This window comes from Actinomadura violacea (assembly GCF_017573465.1).
Classification (GTDB): Bacteria; Actinomycetota; Actinomycetes; order Streptosporangiales; family Streptosporangiaceae; genus Spirillospora; species Spirillospora violacea.
On sequence record NZ_JAGEPF010000025.1, the window covers coordinates 29,945 to 43,594 of the forward strand.

A 13,650-nucleotide genomic window follows, 5' to 3' on the forward strand; every position below is an offset into this window, starting at 1 on the left:
GCGCCCGGACCGTTCCCTTTTCAGAGCGGCTGCGAGGACGTGACCGTCCACGAGCCGCCCGAGCGCCGCAGCAGCAGGCGGTGGAACGAGACCGGGTCCTTGTCGGTGCACGCGCCCTTGCAGTCGCCGACGGCGACGAGCGCGGTCAGCGCGCCGGACCCGCCGCCGGCGCGCAGGCCCGCCTCCACCGGCGTCCCCGACGCGACGGCCCGGTCCCGGTAGACGGCGCCGAGCGCCCCGCGCGCCTGCGCGCCCGGCCACGGCAGGCCCGAGGTGTCGGCGCGCTGCGACCCCGCCTTGAGCGTGTAGAGGGTGTCGAGGAGCCACCGGCCGTCCTGCCTGACCATCGTCGCGCGCATCGGGTCCGACAGCAGCCGCGGCGAGGCGTCCTCGGCGCGCACCGTCCGCTTGACGAACGCCAGCACCGTCACCTTGTCGGACGCCGCGCCGACGACCGCTGAGTCGACGACGTCCGTCGTCACCGACCCCTTCTTGTCCTGGAGCTCCTTGCGGTAGCCGCTGGCGGTGAGCTGCCGGTCGTAGTCGGCGCCGTAGCGCGGAGTCGACACCTGGTGCGCGGCCGCCACGTTCCGGTCGAGTGAGGCGTGGTCGAAGCTGAGCACCGACCGGACCGCCTGCGCGGCCGGGGCGACCGCCGCCGTCGCCGCCGCGGGCGGCGCCGCCTGCTCGGTGGACGCCTTGGCGGGCGCGTCCGGCGAGCCGTTCGCGAGCAGCGCCCAGGCCGTCCCGCCGCCCGCGAGGACGACCAGCGGCGCCGCGGCGAGCGCCACGCGGCGGCCGATGCGGCGCGGCGGGCGCGGCAGCGTCTCCGGGGTGCCGGTGGACGACCCGGTCGGCGTTTCCGGCCCGGTGCCCGCCGCCGCGAACCGGGCGGCCGGGGGCGTGCGCTGGTCGCCGGCCAGGTGCGCGCCGGTGCTCAGCGCGCCGCCGTCCGCGGGCGGGACGTCGCGCCCGATCAGGTCGAGCAGCACCTGCTGCGCCTCGGGACGCCGCGCCGGGTCCTTGGCCAGGCACGCGGCGACCGCGCCGCGCAGCGTCCCAGGCAGCGGCGACAGGTCCGGCTCGTGGTGCAGGATCCGGTTGAACACCGCGGAGATCGAGTCGTTGCCGAACGGGTGCCGGCCGGTCGCCGCGAACAGCATCGTCGCGGCCCAGGTGAACATGTCGACGCCGGTGCCGAGCTCGGCGTCGGTCACCTGCTCGGGCGCCATGTAGGACGGCGTCCCGACGACGCCGCTGCCCCGCGCCGCCGACGCGCCGATGACGCGCGCGATGCCGAAGTCGATGACGCGCGGGCCGTCCGGCCCCATCAGCACGTTCGACGGCTTGAAGTCGCGGTGCAGGATCCCGGCGCGGTGGATCGCGGCGAGCGCGGTGACCGTGCCGATGGCGAGCCGGTCCAGGCCGGTGCCGGCGCGCGGGCCGTGCTCGCCGACCAGCCCGGTCAGCGACGGCCCCGGCACGTACTCGCTGACCACGTACGGCGTCGCGCCGGAGACGTCGGCGTCGACGACCTGCGCGGTGCAGAACCCGGCGACCCGCTCGATCAGCTTCAGCTCGCGCTCGAACCGGGCGCGCCACTCGGGGCTGCGGCTCAGCTGCGCGCGCAGCAGCTTGACCGCGCCGTGCATGCCGTCGTCGCGGCGGCCGAGGTAGACGACGCTCTGCCCGCCCTCGCCGAGCCGGCCGAGCAGCTCGTAGCGCCCCAGCCGCCCCGGGTCGTCCGGCCGCAGTGGGGCAACGGGCGTCATCGGCACTCCTCCGTCGCGTGGACCCGCCACGGGAACACCTACCCGCGCGGGCACCGTCCGGCCCTTACCTTCCGGTATCACGTTAGACGTCGGTGATCGTCCGTGAGTTCTCGATTCCGGTGCGTCGCTGTGCCCGGCCGTCCGCGCAGGGCTTGAAGCGGGCGGGGCGCCCCACCCCAGAACGTCCCGCCCGCATCGAGACCTGCGCGGTGCGAAGTGGGACGGGCCGCCGGCGCCGTGCCACGCCGGCGGCCCGTCCGCGGGCTCGCGTACGCCTACGCGAGCGCCCAGCGGACCTGGGTGCGCACACCCGGGTCCGGGTCGGTGAGTGACTCGGTGAGGGCCGTGACCACCTCGGGACGGTCCGCCGCCCACTGCTCGAGGGCCTGCACGGCGGCGCGCCGGACGTCGACGACGCGGTCGCCGAGGGCGCGGACGAGCGGCCGGACGGCGGCCTCGGCGCGGGCGCGGCCGAGCGCGCGCACGGCGCGGCGCCGCACCTGCCAGCTCGCGTGCGCGGTCGCGGTGACGACGCGTCCCTCCAGCGGTCCGGGGACGCCGAGGTCGGCCGCCGCGTCGAGCGCCGCCATCCGGACGACGGGGTCGTGGTCGGCGAGCAGGTGCTCCAGCGCGGTGAGGGCGGCGGGGCCGGCGAGCCGGGCGAGGCCCTCGGCGACGGCGACCCGCACCTCGCGGGACGGGTCGTCGGCGGCCTCGGCGACCTCGGGCAGCGCGCCGAGCGCGACGAGCCCGAGCACGGCCTGGGTGCGGACCTGCGGCTCGTCGTCCTGCAGGCCCTGCGCGTACAGTTCGCCGGCGCCGCGGGCGAGGAGCGCGAGCAGTTCGGCGGCGGTGTCGCGGACGAGCCGGTCGCGGCCGCGGGCGGCGGCGAGCCGGAGCGCGCCGATGCCGTCCTCGCCGATGTACAGCTCGGGGAGCCGGCGCAGGGCGTGCGCGGCGCGGCCGCGGACGTCGCCGTCCTCGTCGGCGAGCGCCCAGGCGAGGGTGTCGCCGGCGCCGCGCGGCGCGTCGCCGGATCGGACGGCGGCGGTGAGCGCGGTGACGGCGGCGGCGCGGGTGGCGGGGTCGGTGGCGCGGAGGGACTCCTCCACGTCGTCGAGCCGGGTGATCGTCATGGTGTGGCCTCCTGGAAGCCGTCGGTCCTGGGCGGCCGGGCGGGAGCCCGGGCCGCGGGCGGGATCAGCGACGGGAACACAGGGCGCTGGCCACGCGCCGCAGGTCGACGTGCAGCCGGGCGACGAGGGCCGAGTTCGGGGTCACGTGCCCATCGTGTCCGCGAACCGGCGAAAAGTCAACTTAATAGGTAGGAATTACGTCTTTTCCAGGAAGCCGGCGCGGTCCTCGTCCAGCAGCGATGCCAGCACGGTCGCCAGCCCCGGATGGCCCGCCAGCTCCGGATCGGCCTCGACCAGCGCCGTCGCCTCGTCCCGGGCGTCCCGGATGACGTCCTCGTCGCGCTGCAGCGTGAGCAGCCGCAGGCTCGACGCGCGGCCCGCCTGCGAGGCGCCCAGCACGTCGCCCTCCCGCCGCTGCTCCAGGTCGAGCCGCGACAGCTTGAACCCGTCGGTCGTCGAGGCCACCGCGTCCAGCCGCTCGCGCGCCTTGCTCCCCGGCTCGGCGTCCGTCACCAGCAGGCACAGCCCGTGCAGCGACCCGCGCCCGACCCGGCCGCGCAGCTGGTGCAGCTGCGACACCCCGAACCGGTCCGCGTCCATGATCACCATCACGGTCGCGTTCGGCACGTCCACGCCGACCTCGATGACCGTGGTCGCGAGCAGCACGTCCAGCTCCCGGTCGGTGAAGCGGCGCATCACCGCGTCCTTCTCGTCCGGGTGGAGCTTGCCGTGCAGCACCCCGATCCGCAGCCCGGGCAGCAGCTCCTCCAGGCTCGGCAGCAGCTCCATGATGCCGAGCGGGGACCGCCGGCCGTCCTCGTCGGCGGCGACGGCGTCGCCCTCGTCGCCCTCCTTCTCCCCGATGCGCGGGCACACGATGTAGATCTGCCGGCCCTGCGCGGCCTCCTCCCGGATCCGCTCCCACGTCCGCGCGAGGAAGTTCGGCCGCTCCGGCGGCACCACGTGCGTCTGGATCTCCGAGCGGCCCGCGGGCAGCTGCCCCAGCACCGACGTCTCCAGGTCGCCGAACACCGTCATCGCGACGGTCCGCGGGATCGGCGTCGCCGTCATCACCAGGACGTGCGGGCGTCCGCCGTCGACCTTCTCGCGCAGCGCGTCCCGCTGCTCGACACCGAACCGGTGCTGCTCGTCCACCACCACGAGCCCGAGGTCGGCGAACTGCACGGTCTCCTGCAGCAGCGCGTGCGTGCCGACCACGATCCCGGCCGTGCCGGACGCCGCGTCCAGCAGCGCCGCCTTGCGCGCCTTCGCGCCCTGCGACCCGGTCAGCAGCGCCACCCGGGTCGCGTGCTCGGCGCCGCCGATCTGCCCCGCCTGCGCGAGGTCGCCGAGCATCCCGGTGATCGACCGGTAATGCTGCTGGGCGAGCACCTCGGTCGGCGCGAGCAGCGCCGCCTGCCCGCCCCCGTCCACCACCTGCAACATCGCCCGCAACGCGACCACGGTCTTGCCGGCTCCCACGTCGCCTTGGAGGAGGCGGTGCATGGGGTGCTCCAGGGCGAGGTCGGCGGCGATCTCGTCGCCCACCTCGTGCTGGCCCTTCGTCAGCTCGAACGGCAGCCGCGCATCGAACTCCGCGAGGACGCCGCCGAACGACGGCGGGCGCGGCTTGGCCGGCAGGGCCGCGGCGGCGAGCCGGCGCTGCGCCAGCGCGACCTGCACGACGAACGCCTCGTCCCACTTGAGGCGGGCGCGGGCGCGGCCCAGCTCGTCCCACGACTTCGGCCGGTGGATGCCCTCGTACGCCTCGCGCAGGCCGGTCAGACCGCGGCGGCGCAGCAGCTCCTCCGGCATCGGGTCGCCGGGCAGATCGAGCTGGTCCAGGACCATCCCGACCGACTTGCCGATCGTCTCGATGTCCAGGCCCTTGGTGGACGGGTAGATCGGGATGATCTCGTCCGCCCACTCCTGCGCGGCCTGCTCGGCGGTCCGCTCCGCGACCACCTTGTACTGCGGGTGCGTGAGCTGGCGCTGGACGTTCCCGCTGCGCGGCCGGTACGTGCTGATCTTGCCGGCGAACAGGCCGCGGGTGCCCGGCGACAGGTCCTTCTCGGGACGGTAGGAGCCCTTGCGGCCGAAGAAGCTGAGCTTGAGCTGCCCGGTGCCGTCGGTGACGGTGATCTCCAGGACGTAGCCGGGGCTGCGGGTCAGCGTGCGGCCCTGCACCTTCACGACCTCCGCCATGACCGTGACGTGCTCGCCGTCCAGCAGCTCGTTCAGCGGCGTCAGCTCGCCCCGGGTCGCGTAGCGGCGCGGATAGTGGTGCAGCAGGTCGCCGGCCGTCCTCAGCTCGAGGCCCTTCTCCAGCACCTTGGCCGTCTTGTCGCCCAGAACCTTGTGCAACGGCTCGTCGAGATTCGCCACGGACTCCTTTCTAGCCCATGGCGGGGACACGAATCACTCGACTCCGATGAGCAGCGGGTAGCGGCGCTGCGCTCCGTCGTACAGGCCGACCTCCACGTCGGGGTGCCCGCCGCGCAGGTGGTCCTCCAGCCGCTCGGCCAGTCCGGGCGGGGCGTTCCGCCCGGCGATCAGCGTGACGAGCTCGCCGCCGCCCGACAGCATCCGGTCCAGGACGCGCCGGGCGACCTGCGCGACATCGCCGCCGATCGTCGCGACGTCGCCCTCGATCAGGCCGAGGACGTCGCCGGGACGGCACAGGCCGACGCTCGTCACCGCCTCCTCCGCCGCCACCTCCAGGTGCCCGAACCGGGTCGCGCCCGCGGCGCGGGTCATCGCGATGACGTCGTCGCCGAAGCGGCGCAGCGGGTCGTGCACCGCGAGCGCCGCGAGCCCCTGCACCGACGCCCTGGCCGGCACCACCGCGATGCGGGCGCCGCCGTCGCGGGCGCGCTCGGCGGCGGCCTCGGCGAGCGCGAGCACCTCCGGCTCGTCCGGCAGCACCACCACCTCCTCGCCCGCCGCGAGGATCGCCTCGGCCAGCACCGCCAGCGGCGGCACCGCGCCCGGCTCGCGCCGCACGACCCGGGCACCGGCCTCCTCGAGCAGCGCGGCCAGCCCGTCGGCGGCGGTCACCGCGATCACGGCGCGGCCGGCGTGCGGCCGGTGCGGCGCGGCGTGCAGGTAGGTGACGCGGATGCGGTGCGGGCGCCCGGCGGCCAGGCCCGCCTCGATCGCGGCGCCCGCGTCGTCGACGTGCACGTGGACGTTCCACAGGCCGTCGCCGCCCACCACGACGAGGGAGTCTCCAAGGTCGTCGAGCCGTTCGCGCAGGTCATGGACGGCACCGTCCGGCGCGTCCAGCAGGTACATAACCTCGTATCCGGGACCCGGCGGCTCCGCGTGCCCGGCGGGCGGCGGCGCCGCGCCGGCGGTACGGGCCGGGACGTCGTAGTGCTCGGGGTATTCGTCGGTGACCACCGCGGCGAGCGCGTCGAGGACCACGCACAGCCCGGCGGCGCCCGCGTCCACCACGCCGCTGCGGGCCAGGACGTCGAGCTGGCCGGTGGTGCGGCGCAGCGCCCGCCGCGCCCCGTCCGCCGCCGCTCGGGCCGTCCCGGCGAGGTCCGTCCCGGACGCCGCCGACGCGGCCGCCGCCGCCTCGCCCAGCACGCTGAGGATCGTGCCCTCGACGGGATGCTCGACCGCCGCCCTGGCCAGCACGGACGCGTGTTCCAGCGCCTCCGCGAGCGCCGCGCCGCCCGGCCGCGCCGGCGCGCCGAGCACGTCGGCCATGCCGCGGAGCACCTGGCTGAGGATCACACCGGAGTTCCCGCGCGCGCCCAGCAGCGCGGCCTGCGAGACCGCCCGCCAGGTGTCCGCCTCGCCCGCGCCGTCGGGCAGGCCGCCGGCCGCGTCCGCCGCCGCGAGGACGGTCAGGTGCAGGTTGGTGCCGGTGTCGCCGTCGGGGACGGGGAAGACGTTCAGCGCGTCGATCTCCCCGCGGGTGCGGCCGAGCGCGTCCGCCGCGAGCCTGCACCACCGCCGCACCACCGCCGCATCAAGGACCATCGGGTCATCTTGCAGTGCGTTCCCCGCCGGGCGCCAGACGCCCGACCGCGCCCCGCGAGGGCACTGACCGCGGCACCGATTCGCTTAGTCAGGGACCGTTCGGCTAGTCTGATCCGTGCGCCTCGTCCGAGGCGCGATCAGTGAGCGCCCACGATGCCCGGCCCCGCCCGAGGCGGCGACGGGCGGCGCTCCGGTAGAGCATCGACACCACTTGGAGTTTCCCGTGGCTTCCGTCTGCGACGTCTGCGGCAAGGGACCCGGTTTCGGCATGCGCGTCTCCCACTCGCACCGCCGCACCCCGCGCCGCTGGAACCCCAACATCCAGCGCGTGCGCGCCGTCGTGAACGGCAGCACCAAGCGGATCAACGCCTGCACCTCGTGCATCAAGGCCGGCAAGATCGTCAAGCCGACCGTCTGAACCGCGGGACGCGAGCCTGAGCCGGTTCATCGGGACTGCCCGATGAACCGGTTTTCGCATGCCCGGACCCCTTTTCGTCGGACGGCGCCCGGCCGTCACGCGAGCGCGTGACCTGGCCGGTGGAGGCGAGCCTCCACCGGGAAGATCGCGAAGCGATGCCGCGCCGCACGAACACGGTCGAGGGACGAGCCGCTAGGCGAGGCCCTCGGACCGGGATTGCGGTGAACGCAACTGCCAGCCGTGGTCGACGGGGCCGATGCCGCTGCCCAGGGCGAAGCCCGCGGCGATCGCGCCGGTGACGTACTCCTTGGCCTTGCCGACCGCCGCGGGGACGTCGTCGCCGAGCGCGAGGTGCGAGGCGATCGCGGACGCGAGGGTGCAGCCGGTGCCGTGGGTGTGCCGGTTGTCGTGCCGCGGCGCGGTGAAGCGGTACTCGCGCTCCCCGTCGAACAGCAGGTCGGCGGGCTCGCCGGGCAGGTGGCCGCCCTTGACCAGCACCCAGCGGGGGCCGAGCGCCCTGACCGCCTCGGCGGCCTCGCGCAGGCCCCCCTCGTCGACCACCTTGACGCCGGTGAGCTGCTCGACCTCGTACAGGTTCGGGGTGACGACGGTCGCGGCGGGCAGCAGCACCGAGCGGACGGCGTCGACGGCGTCGGGCGCGAGCAGCGAGTCGCCGTGCTTGGAGACGCCGACCGGGTCCACGACGGACGGGGCGTCCGAGGCGGCCAGCGCCTCGGCGACGGTCTCGACCAGCGCGGTCGACGCCAGCATCCCGGTCTTGATCGCGTGGACGCCGATGTCGGAGAGCACGGAGTCGAGCTGCGCCCGGACGGCCTCGGCGGGCAGTTCCCAGTAGCCCTGGACGCCGAGGGAGTTCTGCGCGGTGACGGCGGCGATGACGCTCATCCCGTGCACGCCGAGGGCGAGCATGGTCTTCAGGTCCGCCTGGATCCCGGCGCCGCCGCCGGAGTCCGAGCCCGCGATGGTGAGCACGAGGGGCGGGGCCTGGCGCGGCGCGGACGCGTTCTGCTGCATGACATCCACTTTATGGTGATCTGTCGTACGGCGCGGCGCGGCGTCCGGCCCGGGCTCACAGGATCGCGCAGGCCAGCCTGTTCATGATGCAGTACGTCGGCTTGTGCGGCTTGCCGGTCGCGGTGAAGACGAACCGGGCGGAGCCCCCGGGCGCGAGGCCCGCGCGGCCGCGGACGTAGGCGAGTTGCCCGGTCTTCACGACGATCGCGCCGCTGACCGCGCCGACCGTCACGTTCGGGATCTTGAAGGCGAGCGCCCAGCGGGAGACCGGCTTCGGGCCCCGGTTGGTGACCGTGCCGGTGGCCCGGAACGCCGTGGCGGTCCGGGAGGTGACGTGGAAGGCGAGGACGAGCCCGTCGGGGCGGCTCGCCCGGCTGGCGCGCTGGCCCGGCCCGCGCTGGGAGACCTGGCTGTCGCGCGGGTCGGTGCCGGTCGGGTTCTTGGGGGCGCCGCCGGCGAAGTTGAGGGAGATCTGCTGGGTGCTCAGCGCGTACGCGACGACGCCGACGGCGATCACGAGCGCGACGATCGGGAGCATCGGGACGGGGAGCGCGGAGACGAGCCGGGCCATCCTGGCCCGGGGGGAGGCGCCTTGCCCGGCGCCGGCGGTGGCGGAGTCGCCGCCGGATCCGGTCACGGGCTGTGCTTGGAGGGCCGCCGCGCCGACCGCGATGCGGTCGTCGGCGACGCGGTCGTCTCGTCCAGCCGGGCCCGCGGGGACGTCGCCGGGATAGTCCCCGGGATACGGCTCGAAACGGCGCTGGGGAGGCCCGTGCCCGCCCTGCGCCCCGGGCGGCGGAGGGCCGGCGGAGGAGGCGGGAGGGAACGGCTCGTAGGAGGAGAAGAACACCTGGTCGTCGGTCGGGCCGGAGAAGGCCTCGAAGGACGGACCGGGAGGAGCGCCGAGGTACGAACCCGCGGGCGCCGGATCGTCCGGCACGGGCTCCTCATCGGACTGCTCGCGCTTGGTGTGTCGTCCCATCCCATTCCTCTTCGATCACAGGATGTATACCAAATCAGTACCAAACATGCCTACCGGATGCGGGAAAGCACATCCTTGACAATGCACCGTTCACCCCCGGAAATGGTCCCATCCGGTGGCGTCCGGAACGCGGCCGTCGACGCGCACACCCGCACCCCTTCCTACGGTTCCGATCACCGTCCAGGACGGGGGCGGCGGCGAATCCGCCGGGAAGGTCGCGGCGAACCCGTGGTCCTCGCCGCCGGTGAGCACGTGCCGCAGCCCGTCCGGGCCGAGGACCTCCGGGACGACCAGTGTCGCGGAGTCGACGTCGATCCGCACCCCGCTCGCCGCAGCGATGTGCCCGAGGTCCTGGACGAGGCCGTCGCTGACGTCGAGGAGCGCGGTCGCGCCGGCGGCCCGCGCCTCGGCGCCCGCCTCGTACGGCGGCTCGGGGCGGCGGTGCGCGGCGAGCAGCCCGGCGGGCCCGTCCCGCCCGTCGGCGAGCAGCGCCAGCCCGGCCGAGGCGTATCCGAGCCGGCCGCGCACCGCGACGAGGTCGCCGGGACGCGCGCCGGACCTCGTCAGCGGTTCCCCTCCCGCGAGGTCGCCGAGCGCGGTGACGGCGAGGGTGACCTCGGGGGCGCCGACCACGTCGCCGCCCGCGACGGACGCGCCGGCGCGGCGGCACTCGGCGGCGAGGCCGTCGTAGAGCCGTTCGGCCCAGGCCACGCCGGTGGACGGCGGTGCCGCGAACCCGACGAGCAGCGCGGTCGGGCGCGCGCCCATGGCGACGACGTCGGCGAGGTTCTGCGCGGCGGCCTTGTGCCCGATGTCGTAGGGGGCGGACCAGTCGCGGCGGAAGTGCCGGCCCTCGACGAGCAGGTCGGTGGTGGCGACGACCCGGCCGTCGGGGGCGGCGATGACCGCGGCGTCGTCGCCGGGGCCGAGCCGGACGGCGGGCCCCTGCGGGAGCCGCCGCGTCAGCCGGCCGATCAGCCCGAACTCGCCCAGTTCCCCGATGGTGCCCATCCGCCCCGTCCCCGCCCCGTTCCCCACCCAGTGCCCGCCCGCCGACCGCGGCCCGCCGGCCTCGCCCGGGGCCGTGCACGCGCCGTGCACGCGCAGTGCGCCCCCCGGACGCCCACGGCGCCGCCTAACACGATACGGTGACCGTCCGACGGCTATTTCTCCGCCCAGGGGAGGACGTGATGGTGCAGGCCTACATCCTCATCCAGACCGAAGTGGGCAAGGCGGCCGAGGTCGCGGGGCACATCTCCGGCGTGCCCGGGGTGACCCTGGCGGAGGACGTCACGGGACCCTACGACGTGATCGTCCGAGCGGAGGCGCGGAATGTGGACGAGCTGGGCAAGCTCGTCGTCGCGCAGATCCAGACGGTCCAGGGCATCACGCGCACCCTCACCTGCCCCATTGTCCACATCTAGGTTCCGGTTCCGCTGGGCGCCGGTACTGCTGGCTCCGCTGGTGCTGCTGCCCGCCGCGTGCGGGGACGGCGCGGTGGAGGTGCCGGTCCCGCATCCGGACGCGGCGACGCAGCGCCTGTGCGAGGGGCTGCGGCTGCCCGCGAAGGTGCACGGCCAGTCGTTGCGCGACACGACACCGGACTCGCAGCTGACGGCGGCGTGGGGGTCGCCCGCGATCGCGCTGCGCTGCGGCGTGCCGGTCCCGGCCGCGCTGCGGCAGACGTCGCAGCTGGTCGACATCAACGGGATCAGCTGGTTCGGGGAGCCGGTGGACCGCCCGGTGACCTGGACGGCGGTGGGCCGGCAGGCGTACGTCGAGGTGACGGTCCCGGCGAAGTACCGGCCGGCCGGGGACGTGCTGATCGAGCTGACGCCCGCGATCAAGTCGACGATCCCGGCGAAGCCCGAGGGCCAGATCTAGCGGGCACCGGAACCGGCCGGAACCGGAACTAGCGGACGCCGCCCTGTCCCCCGCCGGGCAGGATGAGCCGCGCCATCTCGGCGAGCCGGTCGGCCATGCGCGCGTAGGAGGTGTAGCCCATGCCGGCGTGCAGGAGCGCGCCGGAGTAGGCCAGTTCCAGCGCGCCGAGGACGGCCGGGTCGGCGTGCCCGCCGAGCGCGTCGCGCAGCCGGGTGCGGATCGCGACGCCGATGCGGGCGCGCAGCTCCCGGACGTCGGGGTCGGTGCCGAGCATCGCGGTGGTGCACGCGGCGGCGAGCTCCGGTTCGTCGGACACCAGCAGCGCGATCTCGCGCAGGACCCGCTCGACGCGGCCGGTGACGTCCGGGTCCCCGCCGGTCTCGAGGGGCGGCAGCGCGCTGAGCCGCCGCCAGAACACCTCGGTGATCAGGTGGTTCTTGGACGCGAAGTAGGTGTAGGCGGTGGCGGGCGCGACGCCCGCGCGGCGGGCGACGTTGCGGACGGTCAGCCCCTCGTAGCCGGTGTCGCGGACCTCCTCGACGGCGGCGTCGGTGAGCCGCCGCACGGTGTCGGCCTGCCGCGGCGTGAGGCGGCGGCGGGTGGGCTCGGTCGACACTTCCCCGGACACATGTCCAGACATTAGTTCAGCGGCCCCGCTCCGGCAACTCGTTAACTCTCCGTTGTCACGGGTAACACTCCGCTGTCCGGTGCGGATCATCCCCGTCACCGCCACGCAACGACCGAGGCGCCTGGGAAGGGAACCGATGCGCACTCTCCTGGTCCATCCCAGCGGACTGATGTACTCGGAGATCTTCCTGCGGCTCGAACCGCTCGGCGTCGAGCGGGTCGCGGGGGCGCTGCGCGCCGCGGGCCACGAGGTCCGGCTCCTGGACCTGCAGGTGTTCACGCACGAGGACCTGCGCCGCGAGCTGCGCGAGTTCCAGCCGGAGGCGGTCGGGTTCGGGGTGAACTACCTGGCCAACGTGCCGGAGATGATCGACCTGGCCAAGGAGGTCAAGCGGCGGCTGCCGCGGTGCTTCGTGTTCGCCGGCGGGCACAGCGTCTCGTTCATCGCCGCGCACGTCCTCGACCAAGCCAACGGGGCGCTGGACGCGGTGCTGCGCGGGGAGGGCGAGGTCGCGGCGCCGATGCTGCTGGAGGCCGCCCGCGACGGCGGCCTCGGCGAGGTGCCGGGCGCGGTCACCGCCGACGGCACCTGCAAGAAGGTGCCGCTGCTGCTCGACAGCCTGGACGCGCCCCGCCCCGCCCGCGACCTGACCCGCCGCCGCCACAAGTACTTCATCGGCGTCCTGGACCCGGCGGCGTCCATCGAGTTCACCCGCGGCTGCCCGTGGGACTGCTCGTTCTGCAGCGCGTGGACGTTCTACGGCCGCACGTACCGGAAGGTGTCGGCGGAGGCCGCGGCCGAGGAGATCGCCTCGATCCGCGAGCCCGGCCTGTTCATCGTGGACGACGTCGCGTTCATCAAGCCCGAGCACGGCGACGCGATCGCCGCCGAGGTGGAGCGGCGCCGCATCCGCAAGGAGTACTACCTGGAGACCCGCGCGGACGTGCTGCTGCGCCACCCCGAGGTGTTCGAGCGGTGGCGGCGGCTCGGCCTGAACTACATGTTCCTCGGCATGGAGGCGCTGGACGAGGAGGGCCTCGACCGGTACCGCAAGCGGACGAGCCCCGACACCAACGTCAAGGCCCTGGAGCTCGCCCGCAAGATGGGCCTCACCGTCGCCGTCAACCTGATCGTGGACCCGACCTGGGACGCGCGGCAGTTCAAGCTCGTCCGCGAGTGGGCGCTGTCGGTGCCGGAGATCGTCAACCTCACGGTGATGACGCCGTATCCGGGCACGGAGATCTGGCACACCGAGTCCCGCAAGCTGACGACGCGCGACTACCGGCTCTTCGACATCCAGCACGCGGTGGTCCCGACGAACCTGCCGCTGTACGAGTTCTACCGCGAGCTGGTGAAGACGCAGTCGGTGATGAACCGCAAGCATCTCGGCGTCGCGGCGGCGGCGCAGACGCTCGGCATCATGGGCCGCCACCTGTGGCACGGGCAGACGAACTTCGCCAGGTCGATCTGGAAGTTCCGGTCGGTCTACAACGCCGGCCGGCAGTACGGCGACCATCAGCGGAAGGTCCGCTACGAGCTGCCGGTGCCGGACCACCGCTCCGTGGGGCCGGCGGGCCGCAAGGAGCTGTACATCCACGAGCGCCAGCGCTAGACGCGGCTTGCGAGGCGGGTGGGATTCGAACCCACTCAGACATTGCACCTGTTTTACAGACAGGCCCGACTCTCCCGCGTCGGCGCCGCCCCATGCGCGGGCTCATGGCCCGCTTCGTACCTCCGGAGGGATTCGAACCCCCAGCACACGGCACCTCATGCCGCTGTCTCTACCGTTGGACTACGGAGGC

At 74.5% G+C, this 13,650-nt stretch carries 13 protein-coding genes and 2 tRNA genes; 4 read left to right on the top strand and 11 right to left on the bottom strand.

What is annotated here, in order from left to right:
* Window positions 1-20 precede the first annotated feature (20 nt).
* The 5 genes from J4709_RS36275 to J4709_RS36290 form a co-directional block, all read right to left on the bottom strand.
* Window positions 21-1,772, bottom strand: coding sequence for a serine/threonine protein kinase (locus tag J4709_RS36275; RefSeq protein WP_208247857.1), 1,752 nt, complete (start codon window positions 1,770-1,772; stop codon window positions 21-23).
* A gap of 275 nt (window positions 1,773-2,047) precedes the next feature.
* Window positions 2,048-2,908 carry a HEAT repeat domain-containing protein gene (locus J4709_RS36280; RefSeq protein ID WP_208247859.1) on the bottom strand — a complete coding sequence of 287 codons (861 nt, stop codon included), beginning with the start codon at window positions 2,906-2,908 and terminating at the stop codon, window positions 2,048-2,050.
* Window positions 2,909-2,972: 64 nt separating this feature from the next.
* The gene (locus tag J4709_RS56235; RefSeq protein ID WP_372442199.1) at window positions 2,973-3,053 is read right to left on the bottom strand and encodes a putative leader peptide; all 81 of its coding nucleotides are present in this window, start codon (window positions 3,051-3,053) and stop codon (window positions 2,973-2,975) included.
* 50 nt (window positions 3,054-3,103) lie between these two features.
* Window positions 3,104-5,293: an ATP-dependent DNA helicase RecG gene (recG, locus tag J4709_RS36285; RefSeq protein WP_208247861.1), complete on the bottom strand. Its 2,190-nt coding sequence runs from the start codon at window positions 5,291-5,293 to the stop codon at window positions 3,104-3,106.
* A 33-nt stretch (window positions 5,294-5,326) separates the two neighbouring features.
* Window positions 5,327-6,901: a DAK2 domain-containing protein gene (locus tag J4709_RS36290; protein WP_208247863.1), complete on the bottom strand. Its 1,575-nt coding sequence runs from the start codon at window positions 6,899-6,901 to the stop codon at window positions 5,327-5,329.
* A gap of 223 nt (window positions 6,902-7,124) precedes the next feature.
* Between J4709_RS36290 and rpmB the strand changes: the two genes are divergently transcribed.
* The gene (gene rpmB, locus J4709_RS36295; RefSeq protein WP_067632165.1) at window positions 7,125-7,319 is read left to right on the top strand and encodes a 50S ribosomal protein L28; all 195 of its coding nucleotides are present in this window, start codon (window positions 7,125-7,127) and stop codon (window positions 7,317-7,319) included.
* Window positions 7,320-7,511: 192 nt separating this feature from the next.
* On the opposite strand, the gene thiD is transcribed toward rpmB, so the two are convergent.
* From thiD to J4709_RS36310, 3 genes are all read right to left on the bottom strand, one after another.
* Window positions 7,512-8,354, bottom strand: a complete 843-nt coding sequence (thiD, locus tag J4709_RS36300; protein ID WP_208247865.1) for a bifunctional hydroxymethylpyrimidine kinase/phosphomethylpyrimidine kinase — start codon at window positions 8,352-8,354, stop codon at window positions 7,512-7,514.
* Between the two features lie 55 nt (window positions 8,355-8,409).
* A complete protein-coding gene (locus tag J4709_RS36305; protein ID WP_208247867.1) occupies window positions 8,410-9,336 on the bottom strand; it encodes a cellulose binding domain-containing protein in 927 nt (308 codons plus the stop codon).
* A 90-nt stretch (window positions 9,337-9,426) separates the two neighbouring features.
* Window positions 9,427-10,347 (bottom strand): thiamine-phosphate kinase, encoded by a 921-nt coding sequence (locus J4709_RS36310; RefSeq protein WP_208247869.1) that lies wholly within the window; start codon window positions 10,345-10,347, stop codon window positions 9,427-9,429.
* 179 nt (window positions 10,348-10,526) lie between these two features.
* Here J4709_RS36310 and J4709_RS36315 point away from each other — a divergent pair, with 179 nt between their 5' ends.
* Both J4709_RS36315 and J4709_RS36320 read left to right on the top strand, forming a co-directional pair.
* Window positions 10,527-10,760, top strand: coding sequence for an Lrp/AsnC family transcriptional regulator (locus tag J4709_RS36315; RefSeq protein WP_173099505.1), 234 nt, complete (start codon window positions 10,527-10,529; stop codon window positions 10,758-10,760).
* Complete coding sequence (locus J4709_RS36320; protein WP_232384585.1) at window positions 10,747-11,220, top strand: DUF3515 domain-containing protein; 474 nt, start codon at window positions 10,747-10,749, stop codon at window positions 11,218-11,220. Before J4709_RS36315 ends, J4709_RS36320 begins: the two co-directional genes overlap by 14 nt.
* Before the next feature lie 28 nt (window positions 11,221-11,248).
* Here the strand turns inward: J4709_RS36320 and J4709_RS36325 are convergent, their stop codons facing one another.
* Window positions 11,249-11,848, bottom strand: a complete 600-nt coding sequence (locus J4709_RS36325) for a TetR/AcrR family transcriptional regulator (protein WP_307801857.1) — start codon at window positions 11,846-11,848, stop codon at window positions 11,249-11,251.
* 136 nt (window positions 11,849-11,984) lie between these two features.
* Between J4709_RS36325 and hpnR the strand changes: the two genes are divergently transcribed.
* Window positions 11,985-13,460 carry a hopanoid C-3 methylase HpnR gene (gene hpnR / locus J4709_RS36330; protein WP_208247875.1) on the top strand — a complete coding sequence of 492 codons (1,476 nt, stop codon included), beginning with the start codon at window positions 11,985-11,987 and terminating at the stop codon, window positions 13,458-13,460.
* Window positions 13,461-13,470: 10 nt separating this feature from the next.
* Here the strand turns inward: hpnR and J4709_RS36335 are convergent.
* Window positions 13,471-13,552, bottom strand: a tRNA-Tyr gene (locus J4709_RS36335).
* Between the two features lie 25 nt (window positions 13,553-13,577).
* Window positions 13,578-13,650 (bottom strand) — tRNA-Leu (locus tag J4709_RS36340).

What these genes read in the sequence shown, in the direction of transcription:
- J4709_RS36315 (WP_173099505.1), top strand. Translation starts at nt 10,527, where the DNA reads ATGGTGCAGGCCTACATCCTCATCCAGACCGAAGTGGGCAAGGCGGCC.
- J4709_RS36310 (WP_208247869.1), bottom strand. Translation starts at nt 10,347, where the DNA reads ATGGGCACCATCGGGGAACTGGGCGAGTTCGGGCTGATCGGCCGGCTG.
- J4709_RS36305 (WP_208247867.1), bottom strand. Translation starts at nt 9,336, where the DNA reads ATGGGACGACACACCAAGCGCGAGCAGTCCGATGAGGAGCCCGTGCCG.
- thiD (WP_208247865.1), bottom strand. Translation starts at nt 8,354, where the DNA reads ATGCAGCAGAACGCGTCCGCGCCGCGCCAGGCCCCGCCCCTCGTGCTC.
- J4709_RS36280 (WP_208247859.1), bottom strand. Translation starts at nt 2,908, where the DNA reads ATGACGATCACCCGGCTCGACGACGTGGAGGAGTCCCTCCGCGCCACC.
- J4709_RS36275 (WP_208247857.1), bottom strand. Translation starts at nt 1,772, where the DNA reads ATGACGCCCGTTGCCCCACTGCGGCCGGACGACCCGGGGCGGCTGGGG.
- J4709_RS36290 (WP_208247863.1), bottom strand. Translation starts at nt 6,901, where the DNA reads ATGGTCCTTGATGCGGCGGTGGTGCGGCGGTGGTGCAGGCTCGCGGCG.
- hpnR (WP_208247875.1), top strand. Translation starts at nt 11,985, where the DNA reads ATGCGCACTCTCCTGGTCCATCCCAGCGGACTGATGTACTCGGAGATC.